Annotated in this window: 20 protein-coding genes; 3 read left to right on the forward strand and 17 right to left on the reverse strand. The window is 31.4% G+C overall.

Annotation, left to right across the window (positions count from 1 at the left end; genetic code table 11):
- Positions 1 to 84 precede the first annotated feature (84 nt).
- The 7 genes from KTC92_RS10405 to KTC92_RS10435 form a co-directional block, all read right to left on the reverse strand.
- On the reverse strand, positions 85 to 1,545 hold the full coding sequence (locus tag KTC92_RS10405; protein ID WP_220287894.1) for an IS1182 family transposase: 1,461 nt from the start codon (positions 1,543 to 1,545) through the stop codon (positions 85 to 87).
- Between the two features lie 181 nt (positions 1,546 to 1,726).
- Positions 1,727 to 2,620, reverse strand: a complete 894-nt coding sequence (locus KTC92_RS10410) for a metallophosphoesterase (RefSeq protein ID WP_220287702.1) — start codon at positions 2,618 to 2,620, stop codon at positions 1,727 to 1,729.
- Between the two features lie 450 nt (positions 2,621 to 3,070).
- On the reverse strand, positions 3,071 to 4,168 hold the full coding sequence (locus KTC92_RS10415; RefSeq protein WP_258280583.1) for a cell wall metabolism sensor histidine kinase WalK: 1,098 nt from the start codon (positions 4,166 to 4,168) through the stop codon (positions 3,071 to 3,073).
- The gene (locus KTC92_RS10420; protein ID WP_216302269.1) at positions 4,158 to 4,853 is read right to left on the reverse strand and encodes a response regulator transcription factor; all 696 of its coding nucleotides are present in this window, start codon (positions 4,851 to 4,853) and stop codon (positions 4,158 to 4,160) included. Before KTC92_RS10420 ends, KTC92_RS10415 begins: the two co-directional genes overlap by 11 nt.
- A 74-nt stretch (positions 4,854 to 4,927) precedes the next feature.
- Positions 4,928 to 5,290, reverse strand: a complete 363-nt coding sequence (locus KTC92_RS10425) for a hypothetical protein (protein WP_258280584.1) — start codon at positions 5,288 to 5,290, stop codon at positions 4,928 to 4,930.
- A gap of 2 nt (positions 5,291 to 5,292) precedes the next feature.
- Positions 5,293 to 6,870, reverse strand: coding sequence for a serine hydrolase (locus KTC92_RS10430; protein WP_258280585.1), 1,578 nt, complete (start codon positions 6,868 to 6,870; stop codon positions 5,293 to 5,295).
- A gap of 348 nt (positions 6,871 to 7,218) precedes the next feature.
- Complete coding sequence (locus KTC92_RS10435; protein WP_220287705.1) at positions 7,219 to 8,019, reverse strand: EFR1 family ferrodoxin; 801 nt, start codon at positions 8,017 to 8,019, stop codon at positions 7,219 to 7,221.
- 158 nt (positions 8,020 to 8,177) lie between these two features.
- On the opposite strand from KTC92_RS10435, the gene KTC92_RS10440 reads away from it, so the two are divergent.
- On the forward strand, positions 8,178 to 8,756 hold the full coding sequence (locus KTC92_RS10440) for a TetR/AcrR family transcriptional regulator (protein ID WP_220287707.1): 579 nt from the start codon (positions 8,178 to 8,180) through the stop codon (positions 8,754 to 8,756).
- A 238-nt stretch (positions 8,757 to 8,994) separates the two neighbouring features.
- On the opposite strand, the gene KTC92_RS10445 is transcribed toward KTC92_RS10440, so the two are convergent.
- From KTC92_RS10445 to KTC92_RS10490, 10 genes are all read right to left on the reverse strand, one after another.
- A complete protein-coding gene (locus tag KTC92_RS10445) occupies positions 8,995 to 9,936 on the reverse strand; it encodes a tRNA-dihydrouridine synthase (protein WP_220287710.1) in 942 nt (313 codons plus the stop codon).
- A 163-nt stretch (positions 9,937 to 10,099) separates the two neighbouring features.
- The gene (locus KTC92_RS10450; RefSeq protein ID WP_220287712.1) at positions 10,100 to 10,867 is read right to left on the reverse strand and encodes an ABC transporter ATP-binding protein; all 768 of its coding nucleotides are present in this window, start codon (positions 10,865 to 10,867) and stop codon (positions 10,100 to 10,102) included.
- Between the two features lie 81 nt (positions 10,868 to 10,948).
- Positions 10,949 to 13,303 carry an ABC transporter permease gene (locus KTC92_RS10455; RefSeq protein ID WP_220287714.1) on the reverse strand — a complete coding sequence of 785 codons (2,355 nt, stop codon included), beginning with the start codon at positions 13,301 to 13,303 and terminating at the stop codon, positions 10,949 to 10,951.
- 18 nt (positions 13,304 to 13,321) lie between these two features.
- On the reverse strand, positions 13,322 to 14,671 hold the full coding sequence (locus KTC92_RS10460) for an MFS transporter (RefSeq protein ID WP_220287716.1): 1,350 nt from the start codon (positions 14,669 to 14,671) through the stop codon (positions 13,322 to 13,324).
- Positions 14,664 to 15,311 carry a TetR/AcrR family transcriptional regulator gene (locus KTC92_RS10465; RefSeq protein WP_220287718.1) on the reverse strand — a complete coding sequence of 216 codons (648 nt, stop codon included), beginning with the start codon at positions 15,309 to 15,311 and terminating at the stop codon, positions 14,664 to 14,666. The genes KTC92_RS10460 and KTC92_RS10465 overlap by 8 nt, the downstream gene beginning before the upstream one ends.
- Before the next feature lie 497 nt (positions 15,312 to 15,808).
- Positions 15,809 to 16,678: a DUF1002 domain-containing protein gene (locus KTC92_RS10470; RefSeq protein WP_216302271.1), complete on the reverse strand. Its 870-nt coding sequence runs from the start codon at positions 16,676 to 16,678 to the stop codon at positions 15,809 to 15,811.
- A gap of 252 nt (positions 16,679 to 16,930) precedes the next feature.
- Complete coding sequence (locus KTC92_RS10475) at positions 16,931 to 17,902, reverse strand: alpha/beta fold hydrolase (RefSeq protein ID WP_216302272.1); 972 nt, start codon at positions 17,900 to 17,902, stop codon at positions 16,931 to 16,933.
- Positions 17,895 to 19,817, reverse strand: a complete 1,923-nt coding sequence (locus tag KTC92_RS10480; protein ID WP_220287720.1) for an FtsX-like permease family protein — start codon at positions 19,815 to 19,817, stop codon at positions 17,895 to 17,897. The genes KTC92_RS10475 and KTC92_RS10480 overlap by 8 nt, the downstream gene beginning before the upstream one ends.
- The gene (locus tag KTC92_RS10485) at positions 19,804 to 20,568 is read right to left on the reverse strand and encodes an ABC transporter ATP-binding protein (RefSeq protein ID WP_220287722.1); all 765 of its coding nucleotides are present in this window, start codon (positions 20,566 to 20,568) and stop codon (positions 19,804 to 19,806) included. Before KTC92_RS10485 ends, KTC92_RS10480 begins: the two co-directional genes overlap by 14 nt.
- A 72-nt stretch (positions 20,569 to 20,640) precedes the next feature.
- Positions 20,641 to 21,519 (reverse strand): ATP-binding protein, encoded by an 879-nt coding sequence (locus tag KTC92_RS10490; protein WP_258280586.1) that lies wholly within the window; start codon positions 21,517 to 21,519, stop codon positions 20,641 to 20,643.
- Positions 21,520 to 21,648: 129 nt separating this feature from the next.
- Between KTC92_RS10490 and istA the strand changes: the two genes are divergently transcribed.
- Positions 21,649 to 23,211: an IS21 family transposase gene (istA, locus tag KTC92_RS10495; RefSeq protein ID WP_258280587.1), complete on the forward strand. Its 1,563-nt coding sequence runs from the start codon at positions 21,649 to 21,651 to the stop codon at positions 23,209 to 23,211.
- Positions 23,199 to 23,942: an IS21-like element helper ATPase IstB gene (istB, locus tag KTC92_RS10500; protein WP_258280588.1), complete on the forward strand. Its 744-nt coding sequence runs from the start codon at positions 23,199 to 23,201 to the stop codon at positions 23,940 to 23,942. Before istA ends, istB begins: the two co-directional genes overlap by 13 nt.
- The last annotated feature ends 229 nt before the right edge of the window (positions 23,943 to 24,171 follow it).

Below are 24,171 nucleotides of genomic sequence, written 5' to 3' on the forward strand. Positions count from 1 at the left end.
TTTCAAGCTTGAATAGAAAAAGCATGAGATATCCATATTTGGGATATCTCATGCTTTTTATTTTATAATTAAGTTTTAAAAGCCCTATTTCATGCTTTTCAACTTAATTATTCTCTTTAGATTCACAGTGAAGATTGATAATGCACCTTGCATTTGCATGCTAATTAAGCCTGACGATATTGCTACATCATAGCTATGTTGGTGCTTAAGTTCACTGTTTTTAGCCTCTATCATATAACGTTCCCTAGCTCGTTTTTTAAAATATTCACTTTTTTCGAACTCTATTTGATCTTTGTGAGTATTTGACTTTATTGAAACTGAATAAGTTTTAGATTTAGCGCCTTCTTTATAACACCCATCTTTATGAACACAATTTTTACACTTTTCTACATTAAAATAGTAGGTTAGCACTTGATTTTTACCAACATTCTTCTTTCCCTGTTTTGCTTTTTTAATAGCCATATGACCTGCCGGACATACAAATAAACCAGCATCTTTATTAAACTCAAATTCATCTTCTTTTTTTCGCATTCCTTGTGAAATTACAGGATTTAGTCTTGAAATTAATGCAATTTTATTTTCTTTTGTATATTCTAGGTTTTTCTTTTCAGAATAAGCTGTATCTCCAATTACTTCATTTACATCTATACCAGCCTCACGGCTTTTTTCTATTAAGGTTATGAGCTCCTTTCCATCACTTTTTTCGCCAGTTGTAATAACAGCTGCTGTAATTAAACGTTCTTCACTCATAGCAAGGTGTGATTTATATCCAAAAAAAGAACTATCCTCAGTTTTATGCCCCACTTTTGCATCCTCATCTTTTGATATTTTTAGATTTTCTAAGTCATCATTAATAGCTTCCATTAAGTAGTTTAATTTAGTTTTCACAGCTGGATTTGCTGCAGTTTCTGGCTTCTCGTTTATGGTATCAATTAATAATTTGCAGTACTCAAGAATATCTTCAAGTACTCCAGTTGTAACTTTATTAGGTAACTCTTCTTTAATACCAGGATGTACTCCGTACAATGTTTTTCTTAAGTTTTTTGCACGTTTCAATAATTCCTCGCTTGCTGACTTTTGGTTATAACGTGACTTGGTATGCGTAGCATCAACTATTATTGCTTTACTTTTTAAAACTCCCTCTTTTATAGCAAGTTCTACAGTCTTGTTTATTAATAAATCCAATAAATTCATGTCTTTAAGGCGAAGCTTTCTAAATTTAGTTAGTGTACTTGAGTTTATTAAATTTGTTTCTTCTGGGGCTAAATTTAGAAAATATTTAAAGGACATGTCATAAAGAGTTCTTTCAACAACATCTTCATCAGACAATTCATATATTACTTTCAAAAGTAAATATTTAAATAGCATTATGGGGTTAATAGCACCTCTACCCATAGATGAACTATAGTTAATCATCAATTCGTCATAAACAAATGAAAAGTCAACAAGGTCATTAATTTGCTTTAAAATGTTATCTTTCGGAATAATTAACGAATATAAGCTATGGTATGTATTTATTTTTATTTCCAATTGTCCTTTTAGCATAATAGTTTAGCCCCTTTTATTTTATTCTACTATACTAATTCGACATATCTTTTAAAATTCCTTTTTGTTTTTTAGTCTTTTATATAAAAAAATCGCCATCTTTAATTAGATGACGATTTTTCATATAGTTTTTCAGTGGCCTCCTAATTAGTGAGGGTCCTGCAAGTTACTTAGATTATCTCTAAGCGTCAAAGTAATCCTTTAATTTTCTTGGTCCTGCAAGTACTTCGCTGTCTACGAATAAAGTTCCGTCCTTCTTTGTGTTAACATACCACTTTACAAGTTTGATATTACCAAAATCAATTTCCATTGCTGTTATGCATCGAGGATGAACACAGCTTCCATCATTGAAATATGGAGGATCACCTACTTCAGGAAACATAGGCCTATGTGTATGTCCTGCGACCATCATCTGTTTTTCTTTTATTACCCATTCAATAAGCTTTTTTTCTACTACTTGTTTCTTATGATAATTCTGTGCTGTTCTAGTTGGATCATTTACTCCAAAGAAGTTAAGAGGTCTCCATAAATACCTTACTAAAAATCTGGTCAATCTCCACATTTTATCATTTGGACAGTCCACTTGATGCCCGTGTATTAGAAAGATTTTGTCATTAGTAACTTTATGCCTCAATACTATCCCCTCATGGAGCCTAATATTATCGAATAAAGGAATATACCTTTTCTTGAGTTCATCAAAATATTTATATAAATTATTTTTTACAAATTTATCGTTTCTTTTTACTATATCATGGTTTCCAAAAATAAAATTAAGCCTATCTTCATTATAAAATTTAGATAGCAACCAGAAAACATCGCTATGTACCCTCTTAATGTCAGAAAGTCTTTTATTCTCCCAAAGTTCATCTCCATCACCAATCTCTATATAAGTATAGTGTTCGTCATAGTAATGAGTTAAGGCCGCAAAATAAATATTTTGATTCTTCGAAAAATTATCTGACCAGTTTCCATCACCTCTATGGCAATCACTCATTAAAACAATCTTGGAGGAATCGTCAAAAATAATTTCCTCCGATGACTCAAAAACTTTAGATAAATGCTTTAATGTATTCATCTTTTCCCCCTCTAAGCCACAAAATTCTTTTTATAATTAAATATATTACAAAATTTACTCATAAAGAACACTTAGAGGCCCGTAAAAAAGGATATCGATGCTTTAGAAACAACTGTCAAGGAATTAATATTAACCTATCTTGAAGAAGTTATTATATTAGGTTCGTTACCTCATATAATATTTTTAAAAAAATAAGAGCCTTGGAAAAAGTCCAAGGCTCCCCTAAGGTGATTAACTGCTGCGTAGTATCCATTTATCATTAAATTACAATACTTTATTATTAATAAAGTTAATGGAGATAAACCTAACATAGAGACTAACCATATTAAAATTATGCATTTAATTCTATTGTTTAATCCTTTAAATTTAAGGCATAACTTCTTATAAAAAAATAATATATAGTAAAACAAGAACTAGGTTAAAAAAGGTATTAGTTACTATTTTCTGTTCCTATTGATCAAGTGGTAATTTTGTTTTAAATTCTGTTTTTTCCTTAGAGCTTGCAACCTCTATATTACCATTATGTAATTCTACTATTGTCTTTACAATTGCAAGCCCAAGTCCAGTTCCATCTTTTTTATTACAAGATCTTTGTACCCTATATAACCTTTGGAATAAATTCTTCAAATTCTCTTCTTCTATTATATCTCCATAATTTACAAAGCTAACTACAGCCATATTATTTTCTTTCCCTATATTTATATCTAAATATTTCCCCTTACTACCATACTTAATTGCATTAGATATTATATTTTCAAAGGCTCTAACTAATAAAATAGCATCTCCATCTATTATTAAACCTGCATCTTTTGAAGATATTCTATATTCCATACCACTATTTTCAAAAGCCGGTATAAAACCAATGGTAACTTGTTCTATTAATTGGTGTAAATATATATTAGATTTATTTAAATTTACATCTCCATTACATATCTTTGTAAACTCAAAAAGTTGTTCCACTGAACTCTTTAATTCCTTTGATTTACTTAATGAAACTTCGCAATAATGATGCAACTCATTATCATTTTTATAATTTTTCTTTTCAATCAACTGTAAAAATCCAATAACAGAAGTAAGCGGAGTCCTTAAATCATGAGATAAATTTGTAATCAGGTTATTCTTCTGCTTTTCCCACTGTCTTTCTTTTTTCATTAGTTCTTTTATGCTATATGCCATTTTATTAACATCTGAAGCTAATGTTCCCAGCTCATCCTTTGTTCTGATAGGTATATTTATATCTATATTTCCATTAGCTACTATCTTTAAATTTTGTGATATTTCTTCTATATAATCAGTGATTTTATTCATTTTTTTGATAAATATTAAGCACATCAGCACTATAAAAATCACAAACACTCCTATACTAATCCCCAGCATAACTGAACTATTTGTATTATAATCATTAATAAATTTCATATAGAGACTTTGGCAAAAAATATGTAGCCACATAATTACTAAAAAAACTCCTACTAATGTTGATATTATAGACATTATCGTAGCTGTAAAAAAATTTAGGAGTATATTATATTTAATACTGTTATTCTTCAATTTTATATCCCACTCCCCACACCGTTTCTACTATTTTAGGTTCCTTGGGATTATCCTCTATCTTTTCTCTTAATCTCCATATATGAACCATAACAGTATTATTTCCTTCAAAATATTTTTCTTTCCAAATTTCTTTAAAGATATCCTCAGCATTAAATACTTTCCCACCGTTACTTGCCAATAGCAACAATATCTCATATTCTTTTGGAGTTAATTTTAACTCTGTACCAAATAAATTAACTTTATGATTTCTTTTGTTTATAGTAATCCCTTTTATTTCAATAATATCTTCATCGTCAAACGGTTTGTGATTTTCATTAAGATATACATATCTTCTTATTTGAGCTTTCACTCTAGCAATAAGTTCCATTGGGTTAAATGGCTTTACCATATAATCATCTGCCCCTGTAGATAATCCTTGTATTTTGTCAATGTCTTGACCCTTTGCACTAACCATTATAATTGGAATATTATACTCTTTTCTAATCTTCATACAAACCTGCAACCCATCTATTCCTGGCATCATTATGTCCAAAATCACAAGATGAATCTTTTCTTCATTAATTATATCAAGTGCATCTACCCCATTTGTAGCTTTAAACACCTTATACCCATCATTTAGTAGGTATACTTCCATAAGTTCAATTATTTCTACTTCATCATCTACAATCAGTACATTAAACATAGCGCTTATTTCTCCCATCAAATACCTGTTTTTAATAAAATTGTACCATATTTCAAAATAATTGATGTTTCAGGTTATATTTTAAATCCTAAAAAATCAAAGTAATATATGAACCATATGAAAATAAAATTAACTATAGTTATGATTGTAAAATAAATTTTTTCTGCTTTTCTTCCTCTCTTTTTAACCCAATTATATATTAAAATAATTAATCCACAAATACTTAAAGCCGTTGATACTATTAGAAATCCTAAAAAAGTATAAAGTAACCATGCAAAGGTAAAATCATTAGTACTAATCATAGTCATTGCCATTATAGTTGCACCAAGCATTCCAACTACATTAAACGCACTAATAACTAAGTTTGCTGTTCTAATTAATTTTATGCCCCTACAACTTTTGCACCCTGTTTGTTTAAACCTCCTTTTTATAAACAAAACTATTGCTCAATTATATTAATAACGAACATAATCATAGCTATAGCAAATATAGCTATATTAAAATTTACTTCATCAAAAAAACTTATCTTTTCAAATGAATTATGGCTTACATCATTAAATGCATAAGTTACTTTACCACTGTCATTTATCTTAAATGCAAAATCTCCTCGTCCATCTTCCCTTGCAAATACTCCATCTTCCTTTTCAACAAGAGTTGTAGTGATTTTCTGTTTAGCAAGAGTATACTCCTTAAGAGTTAATGTACCGTCTTTATTAGCTATAATTCTCATATTCATAGAAGGGTCAAATAAAAAACCGATCTTCATAATGTTACTTTTTGATATCCCATCATAGTTTCTATATGTTCCTTCATATTTACTAAAATTTTTAATTGAATTTTTCTTTATTTCATTAAACTTATTATTGGTGGTAGGATAAAATTTATTTAAAAACTCTTCTTCAAAGTTAAATGGAAGTGAATTTACTGAATTGGTTGCAATATATAACCCTAAACCTTCCTTTGGCATTAAAAATAATGTAGTAGTACTACCTGATGGTAATGCACCCTCATGTTTTAATATTTCTTGTCCATTTCTATTGCTTCTTATAAATCCATAGCCCATTCCAGGTAAGCTGCTGTCATTTGAAAATTGCTTATCCTTCATTATTGTTGATGTTTTTTCATTTAAAATTTTCTTTCCTTGAAACTCTCCATTATTTAAGTGAGCTATCATAAAATTTTCCATATCTTTAACTGTTGCATTTATCCCTGAAGATCCGGAAGTATATTGATAAGCTAAAGGACTTTCATTATAGTCTCCGCCTATTCCTCCGTACCCATAACCCTTAGCTGTATTATTATTTTTTAATCTAACTAAGCTATTATTCATTTTTAATGGCTCTAATATATTTTTCTTTACATATTCTTCATAAGTAATACCAGATACCTTTTCTACAATATATCCTAGAAGGTTATACCCCTCGTTACAATATCTACTAACAGTGTTAGGCTCCCTTACCACCTTAGGAATATGGGTATCCATATAATATTCCTGTGATTGTATGGATTTTTCATCTAAAGTAGTGCCATTAAGTTCACTAGCTTCGTCAACTCCACTAGAATGAGTTAATAAATTACCGCAAGTCACTGGTTCCTTATAATTATTAATAACCTTGTAATGATTTATATACTCATTAATATTTTTTTTCAAATCTATTTTGCCTTCTTCATACAGTTGCATAATAGCTGTTGCAGTGAATAATTTACTCACTGATGCTGCTGGAAAAGTAGTCTTATCAGGATCTTCTGATATTTTCTTATCTATATCACTGTACCCATACCCTTTTTTAAATACTTCTTTTCCATCCTTTACAACAGCTATAGCTGCTCCTGCAATTGAATGCTTCTCCATATTCTTCTTGAAAAAATCATCTGTGAATCGCTGTAAATTTTGACTGTTATTCACCTCTAAATGTTTCTTCTCTATTTCCTTTCCAAAACTATTACTATGTAACCCTGAGCTTATCAACATAGTACTTAATAATATTATCATAATTTTTTTTGCTTTCATCTTCATAAATTCCAACTCCTTAATTATTCTATAGTTAGATTTTATATTAAAATAAATTTTTAATTTTAACGATTTTCTTACGAAAAACTAAAGTTTATATATAAAAATATAAAACCGTACACTATTTCAGTGCACACTTTTGTTAATTAATGGAGTATTACAGACTACTATGTTTATGTTTTAAATTAAGGCATAAAAAAATCCTGAGCATCTCTGTTCAGGATTTATGGGAGCGAAGCACAACCTTTAAAATCCACTACATATTTCTATTAAAAACAACCCTATATTTCACTAATATTTTTTACATATAAAAATTATCCAGTTGCTCTTTTCGCCCCATCTCTCTTCATAAATCTACTCCTTTATTTCCTTAACTTTATTTAGCATAAGGTCTTCTGCTTTTATTTCCGGGTGCGAATAACGCTTTCTATTGTTATTCTTATTGGAGTATTCAATAGCTCTCACTGGACACCATTGAATACAAGCCATACATTGTTCGCAGTTATTATTCCAAGTAGGAATATCATTTAACATTGTAATATTACCCATAGGACAAATGCTCTTACATATCTTACAATGTGTACAATTATTATTTACTTTAAATTCGCCATCTCTACTTTTCAGAGCTGCTAATCTTTCTAATGAATTTTTATTAAATAATTTAGCTAATATATTTGCTTTTATTATTGCTGTTCTTTCCCTTTTATCTATTATTGAAATAATCTTTACTATTTTTTTACCTTCTCCTTTGTATAGAAACTTACAAAGAAAATTTGGAAATCCACCATATTCCACAATCCAATTTCCAGGCATTCTTATTTTAAATTCAGCAGCTAGTTTTCCACCATTTTTATCTACTATCTCCCTAAGTTGTTGCAATGCCATCCCTCTAGAACCTGCAAAAGAAGCTACTCCAAAAACATATTGATTAGATTGGAACTTAAGTTTATTTAAAATTTCCTTCATTACATTTGGCATGTACAATTCATACACCGGAAATACAAACCCAATTCTTTCATAACTGCTATCTATTTCTATAGAGTTATTTAAAGCTAAAATATGCACAACCTCAGTATCCTTTAAATATTTACCAATATGCTTTGCTATAGCTAAACTATTTCCCGTTCCACTAAAGTAGTATATTACATTTTTCAATACATCCACCTCACTTAAAGTTTTGAAATACATATGTACATATTTCAAATTAACTATAACATTTAATTATTCCCAATTCAATAGTTTTGAAATATCAATCTTATATTTCAAAACTGTTATGATATAATTGAATAAAAACTTACGTATTGGAGGTCCAAATGAATAAATATGAGATTAGAACAAATAAAAAAAAGTTATCAATAGTAAATGCTGCTAATGGGTTGTTTAAAGAAAAAGGATTTGTAAATGTAAATATCAAAGAAATCGCTTCCCAAGCCAATGTATCACAAGTTTCAATCTATAATTATTTTGGGAATAAAGATGCCTTAGTCGCTGAATGTGTTAATTCTCTTATGGGAGATGTATTAGAGGCCGCAAGAAAATTGCTTTATACCGATATGAACTTTAAAGAAAAAATACTTAAGGCTCTTTCTTTATGTTCTAATTACATAAGTAAATCTTTAAGTGAATATTTTACCCTGGAGGCTCTAAATGATAAAGTTCTAATTAAGCTTATTACAGAGAGTGTAAACAAAAATAAGTTTGAATTATTTAGGGATTATATTGAAGTAGGTAAAGATGATGGAACCATAGATAAGACAATTCCAACTGATACAATTATGAGATTTATAGAGATAATATCAATTGCCGAAAGTAATGTTAATTATAGTAAGGTTTCCGATAAATATATTCAAGATATGCAAACCCTAATGTTTTATGGAATAATAGGAAATTAAATACATAAGACTTTTTTTTAGATAACCTATAAAAATATAATATTTTCTTTCTGTGCTTCACTGATTTAACAGAACTTGCTGGCTTGCAATATTCTTTTTCTGGTAGATTAGCAATAAGAATGATTGAGATCTTATATCGTATTCATGATGAGTACGCTAAAAATGCACACCCCTAAGTTCAAAATCCGTAGCGGTGTGCATTTATTCCATTCTAACCTATAATTTAATGACTTTCAGCTCAATTTTCTAAAACATCCTGTTCTCTGAACAAGCTTGAAACAGCCTCATCGTAATCATATAATCTTTCTGATTTCTTAATCTTTTTTGCATACTTTACATTATCAGAAAACGCCGGAATCATATAAAACCATAATTCTTTCATTTTAAACAAGACATTCCTCTCTCCAAAGAGTATTCTTTTATAATCTTCATAAATTTTATCATGAAAGTCTTTCAGCAATTTTTTTTCAAGTTTAATATTATTTGTAATGTAGCTGTTCAGTCCAGGATTGGCTAATAATCCCCTGCCAAACATTAAAGTATCTACATTAGGGAAATCAGCTGAAAACTCCTTGTAATCTTTGATTGTAAAAATGTCACCATTATAGCAAACAGGATTTTTACTTAAATTCAAGGCTTCCTTAAAGATTTTCAGATTAGGCTTATTTTTATAAAAATCTTTTTGAATCCTTGGATGAATAATAAGCTCTTCTATAGGGTACTTGTTAAATATTTCAATTAAATCATAAAATTCTTCAGGTCGGTCTTTTCCTATCCTGGTTTTTAGTGAGATTTTTGTTATCGATTGAGAGAAAATTTCGTCTAAAAACACATCAAGTTCTTCTTTTTTTGAAAGAAATCCAGATCCTCTATTTTTTGAAACTACAGTTCTAGAGGGACATCCTAAATTTAAATTGATCTCATTATATCCTAACATCTTTATCTTCTTTGAAGTATGAATAAAATCTTTTGCATTATTGGTTAGTAATTGTGGAATCAAAACTAGTCCTTGGTTGTTTTCAGGCAAAATATCATTTAATTCCCGAGTTTTAAAACTTTCGCTTTGATTTGCAACAATAAAAGGTGAAAAGTATTTATCTATATTATTAAAAAAAGTGTTATGGGCATTTCTATAAATGTACCCAGTCAACCCTTCCATAGGTGCGAAATAAAAATTCATATATCAATAGCTCCTTTATTCAAATAGTTATCTTTCTTCTTTATCAGGAACTTTCTTTATGAATTATCTTAAGTCTTTCCTTACATACATTCTTAAGAACTTTTCATTTCGAACTTACCTAATAAATTTTCTATACGAACTTTATGTGAATGCCAATGAAAAATTAGAATCCATTTTCCACTAACCATTTCATAATGCTTTCTTCCCTTTCCTTAATATCGTCATGCTGCGTATCGTATTTACGCATTTTCTTCTGTGCAACTATATTTCCATCTACCATATACAATATTCTTTCGGTTTTTGCTGCCACCTTTACATCATGCGTAACGAGCATTATGGTTGTTCCTTTTTTATTTATCCCTGCAAGAATTGACATAATCTCTGCTGCCGAATTGGAATCTAATGCTCCGGTCGGTTCGTCTCCAAATATGATATCCGGATCATTTATAAGCGCTCTACAGATGCCGGCTCTCTGCAGCTGTCCACCAGATGCCTGGATGATATTATTATCTGCAAGCTTTTCAATTCCTGTCATTTTAAGTAGCTTTTTTGCTTTTTGATTTACCATATTTTTATCCGCATCTTTTGATACAAAGGCAGGAAACATAACATTGTCAATCACTGACAGATTCTTTAAAAGATTAATATCCTGAAAGATAAATCCCATGTTATTAAGCCTAATCTTCGCCAGTTCTTCTTCTTTTAGTCCAACCATTTCACTGCCTTTAAATTTCACACTGCCAGAAGTAATTCTATCCATACCGCTTACATTATATAGCAGTGTTGACTTCCCACTTCCAGATGGCCCCATGACCGTAACGAATTCACCTTTTTCTATCGCAAAGTTTACATCCTTTAAGATATGAAGCTCATTGTCTTTCCATAACTCTACTTTTTTGTTCATACTTCTAGCTTCCAATATATTGCTCATATATATTCCTCCAATGTAAAATATTCAAATCAAAGTCTATATCCACAGTGACATCCCGGAATGCCTTATTTTTCAGCAGTTCTAACTTCTTAAAGTTACAGATAAATCATCTTCTACTGTTACCGTGCAACACACAGATATAGTAACTCCAACTACTAAAATCAACGCTAACGGACATAGCAGTAAGGTCTGCCATGCAACATTAACAAATTGAATTCTTGCAGCCCCCATTGGCGACATTGCCAAACTTACAAGAAACTCCCCTAAATAATCAGAAGCCAGCACTCCAAGTATGATTCCCAATATCAGTACCATCAAAGTTCCTGCCATATATTTATGTTTAACATTTTTAGAAGTTAATCCCACACACCGCATGATTGCAATCTGGGACATATCCTTTGACAATAACATCTTAATGAATAATGCAGTTATAAGTATAACAATTATTACTGCAATTGCGATTGAGCCTATAACAATTATGCTCATCTGATCAATGATATTTCCAAGAGTCTGCCCAGTATATTCTTTGATATCATTTACCTGCGCAGAATCATAGGTATTCTGATAGTAGTTCATTTTCTTTCTAATATCAACACCTTTAGCCACATCCATGTTCACAATATACCAAAGAACGGCATCTTCATTTAAACCAAGACTGGTATCCGCTTTCGATGTTTTACCACCATTTGTAATATCTTGATAAATACCACATATTTTCATAGTCTTCTCTGCCTCGAAAGCCTTTACTACTATTTCATCTCCCACTTTCTTGTTTAATCCGTCTTTTGACGCATTTGCATAGGAAACTGAGATTTCCCCTTCACCCTTCGTTGCTCTCCCTTCCACATAATTTAATGGAAATACAGAAAAATCTCCGGTTTCAATATTAATATAGTCCCAGGAACCTTTCGCATTTTTGACCTGGTATGAACATGTTATGTAGGCCGCATACTTTTCAATATCCGAATCATTCTTCAACTCTTCCTGCAGCTTTTTAAAATCTTCTGTAATCGTATCTGTCTTTCGAAGATCGATTCTCATGTCGCATTTTCCTATTCCCATGTATGTGGAAAATGACCGTGAGTTCATGGTGTTATACATATTTAACGGAAGAATTACAATAACCGTACATACAGCAAAAATAAAAATCAGTAACCTGTATAATTTGAAACGCTTCCATACATCCCTAATTCCCATGTAAACATTGGTGCGCAGGAATTTGTTGCTAAGCAGTGGAAAACTGTATTTCCGGTTCTTTCCACGTTCCATGATGTCTGAACGCAATGCCTCCACCGCAGAAATCTTATCTATTTTTTTCAGCACTTTCTTGCAGTACATCACAATTATAAAATATACAAATAATGGAACTATAAGAGATAGTACATATTTTAAGTTTCCTGATAAATCCGAAGATATATAAAGTCTCATTTTACCGTTAAACAGATTTACCACTACAAAGGAAAGCAGATAGCCTATTATACCGGCTACTACTGACATAACCCTGTATTTGATAAGATATACCTTCTTTATATCCTTTTTAGATATTCCCATCGCTTTCATAACACCAATTTCTCTTAAATCTTCATCAATAGTTGCCAGAAAGGTAAGTCTGATACAGCAGGTCGCTATAATAATCAGCAGAATACTGATAAGTATAATTACCATCGCAACTGCCGCATCTGACATAGCATTAAACACCATAAATATCTTTCCGACCACTGTCGGACCGTTTGCCGGAAGACCTGCAACCATATATGCAGTCAAAGCAGCCTGAGAATCCCCGTTTTCATTCAGTTTAAATTCAATAAGATATTCCACTTCCCCTGCCTGCTTTTCAATCATTTCATCATAGTCCGCCTGATTAATAACAAACCGCTTCGAAGACGTAAGGGAAGAGTTCATCTCATAATCTCTTGCATAATTTGAAATGACAAACTCTTTCAGGTATCCTTCACTTTTCACCGTAATCGGATCACCTATTTTCAAGTCATGTTTTTCCATGAAGTAGATGGGAACCGCCACTTCACCTGCCTTTACCTCCAGCTTTTCATTATCCAGATCCAATATAAAATCAAATTTCTTATTCTGTACAACAAATGAAATATCCTGTACCGTTCCAGCCATCGTTTTATTTTTGCCAAAATGGATATTCCCTCCATCAAAATCCAGAAGAACCATCGTCTCCTGCTTCGCTATATTCTCACGCTGCTCTTTCGTAAATTTATCGATTTCTGCCTGATCATATTTTCCGGAATGCATCTGAGTAATGTCAGCTGGGACTGCACGTTCCTGCAACTGGGACATCGACTGAATCAGATTTGCAATGATATTTGTTGCACTAGCTCCTAAAATAACTGCCATGGTTATAAACACAGATACTGTCACAGTTATGATTTTCTTCCTGCTGAAATCATTCTTTACAATTTTAAAAAACATTATTTTTTCTCCTTCTGACTATATATCTTTGCTTCGAAAGCTCTCATCATTAAATGATTGTTCTGCCTCCAAACTACCTTCTGCTTCTTTCTTGGAATCCATTCCACGGATAGTCTTTGATTTAGATACAATCAGTGCCGTAATTACAAGGCCTATTCCGGCAAGGATTAGTAAGAATCCGATTCCTCTTGTTTCACCAGTTCCTATGACTTTTCCAACAGTATCCGCCAGCACACCGCCTTCTACCAGTGCTGGATTAAATACATAATCTGCAAGAACACCTGCCAAAATATAAGCAATTACATATCCCAGCTGTGAAATCAAAGAAATAAGTCCCCATGCCCTACCCTGCTTATCATTATCAATGGATTTTCTTATGAGAACATCAATACTTGCAGTCGCATATGGTAGCGAAGCAAAAAATAAAAATCCAGAAATAATAATGACGGTCATGCTTGTCGTTGCACCAAATCCTGCCATAGTAATACCACTCGCAATAAAGCTTGCCACCATGACATTTACATATTTGCTCTTTAATATTCCACTACCAATCATGATACTGGACACCATCATACCGCAGGCAACTACTGTCTGCAGAATTCCAGTTGTTTTCTCACTGGCAAAGGATAGGATCATTGGTTTTGACAGGACCTGAATAAATCCCATATAAAACATTAAGACGGAAACAAGTATAATTAATAGCATGACTCCTTTAGCCTGGATAATAATCTGCCATCCTTCTTTTAAGTCCTTGAAAAAACTCATTTCTTTCTTAACCTGTGACTTTACCGCAAGAGATTTTCTTACGGTAAAGATTGCAACAACCGTTACAACAGAAGTCAGAATATCAATGGTAAGTATCACTTCCATACCGGAAGCTGCCAGAATTAAACCGCCAATAATCGGTGAAATCAAAAACTTGGAAGAGGATGCAATTGACACCATTCCACTTGCTTTTGCATAGTCATCCTCTGTCAGTAAATCCGTAATTGTTGCTTTATATGCCGGATCGAGCAATGCTACAAATGCTGAACTAAATCCCACACAAAGGCAGATTTGCCACACCTGAATATGCCCTTTGTTCATAAGCCCCAGCATAACAATCAGCCCAAACGCTGATACAATATCTCCCAGTATCATGAGCAGTCTTCTATCAAATCGGTCTGCAAGAACCCCCGCAGCCGGACTTAATAAAATCATCGGCAGAAGCGCCGCCATTTCCACCATTGAGACATCCACCGCTGAATGTGTCAGCTGCCACACATACACTCCAAGACCAAAGGCCGTCATTCCAGTACCGATATTAGATATCAGTTCCCCCAGCCAGATAATCAGAAATTTTCCGAAGGATTTTCCCGAATTATTCATTGCTGCCTCCATCTCCGCTACCAAACATCTGCATAACGTACATAAGACTTCCACTTTCGGCACCGAGCAGCCTTTCTACATTGAAAACAAACGCCTGTATGCGTGAAGCGCGCTCCGCGCTTGTCATTTTAACCATATCATCATCAAAAACGGTATTTGTATATGACATAACCATTTCCACGCATTCATACGGGAACGGCGTGCTGAACAGTCCCTGCTCAATGCCCTCGCAGATTATTCCCGTCAGTATCGGCGTAACACCGTTTAATATTACCTTTTGTATTTTCTGATGCATAAGCGCGTTCTGTGGCTTGTGAATGTGCTCCATAATTTCCTTGCCGCTTCCGCCACTTATGTTCAGTGCCATTACAACGCGCATAATGCGCTTGTTTACGGGCATGCTCTTGTCTGCGGCAATTTTCTGCGCCGCGCCTAAAATACGGACGTTATATCGCTCAATCAGCACGTCCATAATGCCCTCCTTCGACTTGAAGTGGTAATATAGTGTTCCCCGCGCAATTCCGACCTTTTCGATAATATCGTTTGTGCTTGTGCCGTCAAAGCCCTTCTGACAGAAAAGCTCATCCGCCGCGTCAAGTATTTCTTTCCTGCGTTCTTCAGCTTCTTTTACTATCCTCATTTGTACATCTCCTTACAACAGACTGACTGTCTGTCTATTAATAATATAATGTCATATTTGTTTTAAGTTGTCAAGAGAGCGTGCTAAATTTCCTTAAAAACCGTCTGCGAAGCACGGTGTCCATCAGGTCTATAGGTCTGTCAGTATCCTCCCATCTTTTCAGCGATGTCAGCTTACGTAAATTCAAGATATTCTACGGTAGGGGTTTATTTTAGTATGCATTTATTTTAATTTACCCCAAAAACTTATGGTCAAATCATAAGTTTCGCCTTATATTTTCACCAAAAAACAACGAAAACCCCTGAATTCAAGGGTTTTCCTTTGTATCAAAATTGTTGTTTATGTATGGTGGAGGCGAAGCCTGATGGGTGTAATCCACTATATAAAGGTGCCTTCCTTAAATACAGAAGACATCTCTAATAACCAGTGAACCCCTGTTACCACTTTTCAAGTCTACCTTTTTATTATTAAACTTATACCTCCCACACTCATCTCATTTATGATTTTAAACTATCTGATACTCCCTTAAAGAAATTTCCAATAGAATCACATACACTTGAGAACCAACTTTTAGCCTTATCACTCTCTAATGTATTTTTCATTGTACTAGCTACACCCTCAAGCTGTCCTTTTACTTTGCTGTAATCCAAGTTTAATTTATTTACATTTTTCATTAATCCAACAATACCACTTACATCATCTTTAGACAGATTGTAATTGTAATTATTTGTTACATTATTTACTATTTTTGTTATACCTGCCTCATTCTTAGGTTTATCTTTTATAACTTCACTCTTTACTTCATTGATTAATCCCGCTGCTTTATCTTGTCCAATTTTTTCACCTAGTTTGCCTGTAACTGCGACCTCTTCATTAGCTGTTTTCTTTGTACTTTCATCTAATTTCTTACCGTCTTTACTATTTTCAAATCCCTTTAATATGCCAGTCATAGCTGCCGTACCGGATACAGTGAATGGTGCAGAAACTTTAACATTAGCATTCTCAATTCCTGCTGTAATTAGGGCATTCTTTATCATACTAGCATTTACCCAAGTTACATTATTTGTATTGACTACTAAACCACCAGTAGTTGTTGGCTCAATATAAGAACATGATATCGCCTTATTACCTAATTGAGCTCTAGATACTGTATCTCCCAGATATTTCTTCTCTTCACTAGCTGTAACTTCAACAACACTCGCACTATTCCTATCTACATCAAAATACTTTAGCATGTTTTCTTTCTGTTGATTCGTCAAATCATCCCCTATAGTAACACTCTTATATGAATCAGCATATACATTTTTTATAGGTGTTACAAACAAACTTACTGTTAACATTACACCTAAGACTAATTTCTTATTCATTTGACAAGACCTCCATATTCCACATTATTTAACTGTTGTGACTTAGATATATTATAACCTAAACTATACTAATTTGGTAAATGGATTTTTTTCCATTGAATTGTATGAACTATAGGTCCCTTTAATACTTGGAAATTTCTTCAACATATACTCCTTCATCACTTCTAATATTGGTTGGAGAATTAAATTTAATAATTTATAGTTCTATTGGTCCCTTTAAAATCCACTACTCCGCCTTTCTTTTTAATAATATTAATTATCATATTTGCCTAAAAACCCTCGAGTTTCTTTCCCAATTTCTTTTGATTTCGTATAGAAAATATAATGTCTTCCTTCTAGATCAGAATAACTAAATTTATTATACTCCTTAAATTCATCTAAATTTTTATTCATTATATTTGTATATTTATCATTAGGTATATCTTTCATAGATCTAATTGCAATAAATTTAAGTATTGGCAACTCCTTTGACATTTTAGTTTTATTCACTGTTCCACAATTCTTTAATATCATATTAATTTCATTTTTTATAGTTTTGTTAAATGTATTTTGAACTCCCATTTTTACTAAATCATTTTTATCCTCTTCTGAAAAACAAGCTTCATCTTTGTAAATATTATTATAATATATCCTATCAATACCTAAAAAATTTCCTACAGTAGCTTCCATATATAGCTTTTTACCCATGGGTAAATCAATTTTATCCGCTTCTTCTAGACATGCCTTAACTAATGTTGTATCCATCATAACTATTGCTTCAACTTCTTTTGGATAAACTTCTGCATAATACTGAGCATATATCCCTGATATAGAGTGAGGCATAAGTATATATGGTCCATCTATATTGGCCTCTTTCAATGCCGTTCTGGTTTCAGCAACAATATTTTCTACGCTACGTTCCTTTGAAGTTTCTTCACTAAATCCATAACCAAAAGGTTCTACAACCACTACTTTAAAGTCTTTTTTAAACTCTTTAATTAAAGGTTTAAAATCAATTGAAGGTGCAATACTTCCTAAACCTGGCATTAAAACAATTGTTTTCTTTCCTTCACCCTCAGAATATACGTGCATTTTTTTACCATCAACCTCAACTAATGTACCTAAAGGATTAACATCGTCTTTTTCTAGATATTTTCGAACTTGACCTACTATAGATATAATTATTAATAACGCTAATATGACAATAAGAATGTTTTTTAATATCTTTAGTATCTTTTTAATCATTATTATCGCCTTCCTCATAGACCATCTTCACATAATCATTACTTATGAAAAAATAGAATAAAATCATTGTTATTGAATATAAGCATAGCGCAATTATTAACTGAGTATTAAACGAAAAATTCATTATTTGTTCTAACATCTTAATTGCAATAATACTATGCAGTATTCCTACACTACCAGGTAAAATAAATGAAATTCCAACTTGTACATGCACAGATTTCTTTACTTCCGCTTTACTCATGCCTATTTTCTTCAGTGTTTTGTACTGCTCTTTATCCATGAAGGCATCCTTTAATATTTTAAAATAAATTGTACTAAAGGTTGAAAGTATAAATATTATAGACATTATTAGCCCTAAAAAATGAAATATTTCTATTGCATAATAATCCCATGTGTATTCGTTAATATGTGGATATACCTTCTCCTTTGGCATAACTTCCCTTATATTGGATATTAATTGATCTGCCTCTTTCTCTTTACTTATTTGAACGCAATTTAAAGATGTTTCATTAAAGCCTTCCTTAACCTTTTCATATTCATCATCTTCTAAAATATATATATTTTTTGTTCCTAATTTGTCTATAATCCCAGTAAAGGGTGCATCTTCTTGTTTTTTAATTACATACTCTCTATTTTTTATTTTAATTTCTTCTTTCAGAACATTTAATGGAGATGCTAATGTTGTTGCACTTATTATAAAAACAGCCTCGCATCCCTTAGGCTTAATGTTATCTGTTACTTTATAATTTAGAAACTCTAAGTTCTTTTTTAATGTTGAATAGCTTATTATTATTGCTTCATTTTTATAATCTACTTTTCTATGATAGTTTATATAATCAATCTTTCCTAAAATAAATTTATTTTCATTAATTCCAATTAACTCGTGATTAGATTCATTAATTATTCCCACTACTTTTTCTTTTGATTTTTCATCATTACTTTCATAGCTAAAACTATATGGAGATTGCTTAATAGCTTCTTTTTGTGCAACTTTCTCAAAGGATAAGCTTACTCCAAAGGCTGTTATAGCTGCTGCACATAACATTGCTGTCATAGCTAGATTACGATAATTCCCCTTTAGTCTAAAGTACATATTAGAAATACTTACTAACATAACATTCTTATATACCATGGTTTTATTTTTTATCATCTTATTAAAGACTATGGACATGAAACTTCCAAAGAAAAAGTATGTACCTATTGAAACACATAATAGCGCTGTCATAGATGAAAACAGCAAATCTAGCTCCCATCTTTTAATCATAACGCCAACTAAGTAACCAGCTAAAATTAATAGAACCCCTAAGATACCCTTAAAATATCTTAACTTTGGTAGTTCTTCTTTTTCCTTTGTAGCATTAATCATATCTATGAGTTTACTTTTCTTTACTACTCTATATTTTTTATAACCTAATATTGCAAAAATACATGAGAATACTAAGATTACTATAAAGACAGCATTTAATGAAATTTTGAAAGGTATTTCTACATTTAAAAATATGGATTTTGCGAGTAGCATAAAAAATAGTTTAGATAAGATTACTCCAAATATAAGTCCACTACATATAGATGTAGCTCCAAGTAATAAACTTTCTATTGCAAATACTTGTCCAATTTTTGATTGGGTAATTCCCATTAACATATATAAGGCAGTCTCCTTTTGCCTATTTAACAAGAAAAATTTATCTGCATTAAATATAAAATATACTACTGTACATACTAAAATAAATCCACATGAAAGACTTGCTACACTTGCTGCCTGAAATCTTTCACTAATTTCGATAAATGCCTCATTGTCTCCTATTGCTAAAAAGTTATAGAAAGTTGCAACAGATACAATTGTAATAAGTAAATAAAGTTTATATACCTTTATGTTATCCTTAAAAAGCATCAATGATAGTTTAAATGAGTTCATCACTAACTCCTCCCATCATAGCTATCATATTAAGAATCTTTTTAAACATCTCACTTTTATCTCCATTGCTATCTAATTCACCACTTATACTTCCATCCTTCAAAAACATCACTCTATCTGAATAGCTTGAAGCCCTAGGATCATGAGTTACCATTATAATCGTAGTATTACAACTTTTATTTATATTTACGAAGCATTCAAGAACTTCTATAGCTGATTTAGAATCTATTGCACCCGTTGGTTCATCTGCAAAAATCACCTTTGGAGATGTAATTAATGCTCTACAAATTGCTGCTCTTTGCTTTTGGCCCCCTGATAATTGATAAGGATATTTATCCAGATGCTTTTCTATGCCTAAGAGCTTTGTTAGTTTATTAATCTTTTCTAATATTATCTCTACCTTTTCATTGTTTAGTGTTAATGGCAATGCAATATTATCTCTTATTGTCATATTATCTAACAAATTAAAATCTTGAAAAACAAAACCTATTACGTCTCTCCTAAACCTAGCTAATTCATTTTCTTTTAGACTGTTAACATCTTTACCATCAATTAAAACCTCTCCTGAAGTTGCTTTGTCTATCGTTGACATGACATTTAAAAAGGTAGTTTTTCCTGAACCTGAAGGTCCCATTATACTAATAAATTCACCTTCATTAATTTGTAAATCTACTTCCTTTAATACTTTATGTTTATTAGTTAACCTTCCATATTCTTTAATTAACTTTGATACTGCTACAATTTTATTCATATTATCACCTCGTATCTATAGTATAATTTATAACTGACTACTCCTCCACCTATCAAGGTTACAAATTAGGTTCTAATGTGACATTGGTGTAACATTGTAGTAATCTGCTAACTTGTAAAAACTTAGAATAAATTCAGTGTACTCTGCCTCTTCACTTTCTACCTTCAAATCTATATTTAAATTATTACACATTTTTTTTGTATAATATAAACCAATACCAGTTGATTTAGTTCTTGACCTTCCATTTTTCCCAGTGAATCCTTTATTAAATATTCTTTTTATATCTTCTCTAGGAATACCAATCCCATTATCTTTAATATGTAAATAATAAGCCTTGCTATCCTCTTTACTGAAAATATGTAATTGTCCATTTTCATTAGTATACTTACTACTATTATTAATAATTTGAGAAAGGATATAGTGAATCCATTTTCTATCACTTATTATATTAAACCCTTCAACCTCTAATATTATTTCAATGTTTTTGTTTATGAAAAATCCTGCATTCTCTTTTATTGCCTTTCTAATTTCATCTCCTACTGCTACTTGCTCACTTTTTACATCTAAATTATAATTATTTGCCCTTGTAACATATAGCACTTGATTTACACTAAACTCCATTTGTTTTATTTCAAATATTACCTTTTGCGACTCATCCTCTTCCAAGTCTTCTAATAATAGGTAAGCAACAGCAATATTAATTTTAATATCATGAACCCATCTTGTAATATAATCCTCAAAATCATTTATATTGTTTTTTAAACTTTCTTCCTTTTTTAGATGTTCTAGACTTTGTTTTTTTAATATATTTGAAAATACATTTAAATGAAAATCATTTATTTTATTATCTAATTCCTCATTACACTTTAAAATATTACTGTATTTATTTTTTTCTTTTATAAATCCATAAGTAAAAGCTATAAATACTGTTAATAAAATAAGTATATCCATGTTGTTAGCGGTAAACTAAAAGGGTGATATTTCGGCAAACAAAAAAGGAGAATAATTTCCAGTTAAGTACAATAATAATTCCTTCTCTGATACAATTAGAGATATATTTTACAGAGGGGGAATTTAAAATTGAAAGGATGGAATATGTTTAGTGAAATAAAACAATATAAAGCACTTGGATTTAATAAATCACAGGTTGAAAGAGCTCTAAATATAAATTACAAAACAGTTCAAAAGTATTGGGACATGGATCCTGGTGAATATGCTAAAGTCACTATTCAATCGAAGAATAGACATAAAAAAATTGATATCTACAAAGATGATATTTTAGAATGGATTACTGATTTCAGAGATATGTCAGCAGCACAAGTACTTGATTGGATAAAGGAAAGATATGGTGATGTAAAATTTAAAGAAAGGTCTTTAAGGCTTTATATTAGTAATTTAAGGAAAGAATACAATCTGCCTAAGGCTTCGCCAATAAGACAATTTGAGGAAGTACATGAACTTCCCATGGGCTACCAAGCTCAGGTTGATATGGGTCAAATATGGCTCAAAAGATTAAATGGAAACAAAGTAAAAGTGTATTGCTTTGCAATGGTTTTATCACATTCAAGGTATAAATACATACTTTGGACAGACAAACCATTTACTACCGCCTCTTTTATTGATGCTCATAATCGAGCTTTTGAATATCTTGGTGGTATGCCTATTGAAATAGTGTATGACCAAGATCGTGTGCTTGCAGTAGCCGAGAATTCTGGAGACATTATTTATACCGAAGGTTTTCAAAATTATATTAATACTATGAAATATAAAGTTAGGCTTTGTAGAGGTTTTGATCCTCAAAGTAAGGGGAAAATAGAATCTGTGGTAAAATACTCAAAATATAACTTTGCTATAAACAGAGTATTTATAGATGTTGATTCCTTTAATGAAGACTCATTCAAATGGCTAGATAGAACAGGCAATGGTAAAAAACATGAAATAACGAAAAAAATACCGGCAGAAGTGTTTGCTCTCGAAAAGAAACACTTGCTACCAGTACCTGAACTCTTTGAAAAAAATTCATCTAATACTAGTTTAACTTATGCTGTACGAAAAAACAATGTAATTTTGTATAAACAGAACAGGTATCAAGTGCCCAAAGGAACTTATAGCCCAGGTAAAGAACTTAAATTAATGATAAAAGGCTCCAAAATGAATATAGTTGATTTTGATACAGGTGTATTAATAGCAAGTCATCAAGTAAGCACAAGGCAGGGTGAACTTATAAAAATAATTCATCCCGAACGGGATATTCACAGTTCTATTGACCAAGTTTATGAAAGATTGTTTTTTGCTCTCGGTAAAACTGAAAATGCAAAAATGCTACTAGATGGCATAAAACGTGAAAAACCAAGATACTGCAAAGATCAATTTGGATCAATACTAAATATAGTACATTCATATGAAGCTTCGCTAATAGAACAAGCATTGAATTATTGTGTTATACGAAACTTGTGGAGTGCTGGAATGTTTAAAGAAACCCTTGAATATCTTGCGATACAGGATATTGCAAAAGTTGATAAAAAATCTGTAATTGATAAGTTATCTATACCATCAAAGTATAGAGGGTTAAAACCGGAAGTAAGAAGTATAAGTGACTATATTGATGCTTTGAAGGAGGACAAGCAATCATGGAGAAATTAGAATTAATCAAAGAGTATGCCAAAAATCTTAAGCTAAACTATTTAAATGTAGATGCAGATAAAATTATTGAAAAAGGCGAGTTAGGTAATGTTTCCTATCAAGACTTTCTGTTATCAATACTTAAAAATGAGGTTGGTTTGAAGGATCAGAAAACACAAGAAAAAAGACTTAAATATGCTGGCTTTCCAGTTAAAAAGACAATGGAGGAATTTGATTTTCTATTTCAAAAATCAATAACAAAGAAACAAATAAACAGACTCATGGAAATGGAATGGATAGATAGGATGTATAATCTTATATTTTTAGGCCCACCGGGCGTTGGGAAGTCTCACACAGCTATTGCCTTGGGTTATAAAGCCGTTGAGGCAGGTTATAAGGTAAGTTTTGTAACTATGGATAATCTGATGCATGTTTTGAAAACTCAGCAGATATCAAGAAAAAGCAAAGGTAAACTAAATAGAATCCTTTCTTCAAGTCTCGTTATAATTGATGAGGTCGGATATCTTCCTATAACTAGAGATGAGGCTAATTTGTTCTTTCAATTAATATCATCCCTTCATGAACAGGCATCACTAATTATAACTTCTAACAAAGGATTCGAAGAATGGGTAGAACTTTTAGGAGACCCAGCATTAACAACAGCTGTATTAGATAGAATATCTTATAGGTGCGAACTTTTTAACATGATTGGAAAGAGCTATAGATTGGAGCACAGAAAATCTATATTCTAGCAGTTAAATGGTAAAAATATACTGGGATAAATTCAGTAAAATAGTTTGCCGAAATTTCTCCAAAAGTACTTGCCAATAACACATGTACATAATATCTTGAAAACTCTTATTTATAGTACTACTGCTATATAATATACAATTAATTATTATAAAAATTATTGTATTGCTTATTAACCATATTTTATTAATCTTCATATAATCAATTATCTTCATCTATCATTTCCCCCTT

This window comes from Clostridium sp. CM027 (assembly GCF_024730565.1).
GTDB classification, from domain to species: domain Bacteria; phylum Bacillota; class Clostridia; order Clostridiales; family Clostridiaceae; genus Clostridium_AD; species Clostridium_AD estertheticum_B.

What these genes read in the sequence shown, in the direction of transcription:
- KTC92_RS10465 (WP_220287718.1), bottom strand. Translation starts at nt 15,311, where the DNA reads ATGAGGATAGTAAAAGAAGCTGAAGAACGCAGGAAAGAAATACTTGAC.
- istB (WP_258280588.1), top strand. Translation starts at nt 23,199, where the DNA reads ATGGAGAAATTAGAATTAATCAAAGAGTATGCCAAAAATCTTAAGCTA.
- KTC92_RS10450 (WP_220287712.1), bottom strand. Translation starts at nt 10,867, where the DNA reads ATGAGCAATATATTGGAAGCTAGAAGTATGAACAAAAAAGTAGAGTTA.
- KTC92_RS10490 (WP_258280586.1), bottom strand. Translation starts at nt 21,519, where the DNA reads ATGGATATACTTATTTTATTAACAGTATTTATAGCTTTTACTTATGGA.
- KTC92_RS10485 (WP_220287722.1), bottom strand. Translation starts at nt 20,568, where the DNA reads ATGAATAAAATTGTAGCAGTATCAAAGTTAATTAAAGAATATGGAAGG.
- KTC92_RS10480 (WP_220287720.1), bottom strand. Translation starts at nt 19,817, where the DNA reads ATGAACTCATTTAAACTATCATTGATGCTTTTTAAGGATAACATAAAG.
- KTC92_RS10470 (WP_216302271.1), bottom strand. Translation starts at nt 16,678, where the DNA reads ATGAATAAGAAATTAGTCTTAGGTGTAATGTTAACAGTAAGTTTGTTT.
- KTC92_RS10445 (WP_220287710.1), bottom strand. Translation starts at nt 9,936, where the DNA reads ATGAATTTTTATTTCGCACCTATGGAAGGGTTGACTGGGTACATTTAT.
- KTC92_RS10455 (WP_220287714.1), bottom strand. Translation starts at nt 13,303, where the DNA reads ATGTTTTTTAAAATTGTAAAGAATGATTTCAGCAGGAAGAAAATCATA.
- KTC92_RS10440 (WP_220287707.1), top strand. Translation starts at nt 8,178, where the DNA reads ATGAATAAATATGAGATTAGAACAAATAAAAAAAAGTTATCAATAGTA.
- KTC92_RS10475 (WP_216302272.1), bottom strand. Translation starts at nt 17,902, where the DNA reads ATGATTAAAAAGATACTAAAGATATTAAAAAACATTCTTATTGTCATA.
- KTC92_RS10420 (WP_216302269.1), bottom strand. Translation starts at nt 4,853, where the DNA reads ATGTTTAATGTACTGATTGTAGATGATGAAGTAGAAATAATTGAACTT.
- KTC92_RS10460 (WP_220287716.1), bottom strand. Translation starts at nt 14,671, where the DNA reads ATGAATAATTCGGGAAAATCCTTCGGAAAATTTCTGATTATCTGGCTG.
- KTC92_RS10405 (WP_220287894.1), bottom strand. Translation starts at nt 1,545, where the DNA reads ATGCTAAAAGGACAATTGGAAATAAAAATAAATACATACCATAGCTTA.
- KTC92_RS10410 (WP_220287702.1), bottom strand. Translation starts at nt 2,620, where the DNA reads ATGAATACATTAAAGCATTTATCTAAAGTTTTTGAGTCATCGGAGGAA.
- KTC92_RS10430 (WP_258280585.1), bottom strand. Translation starts at nt 6,870, where the DNA reads ATGAAGATGAAAGCAAAAAAAATTATGATAATATTATTAAGTACTATG.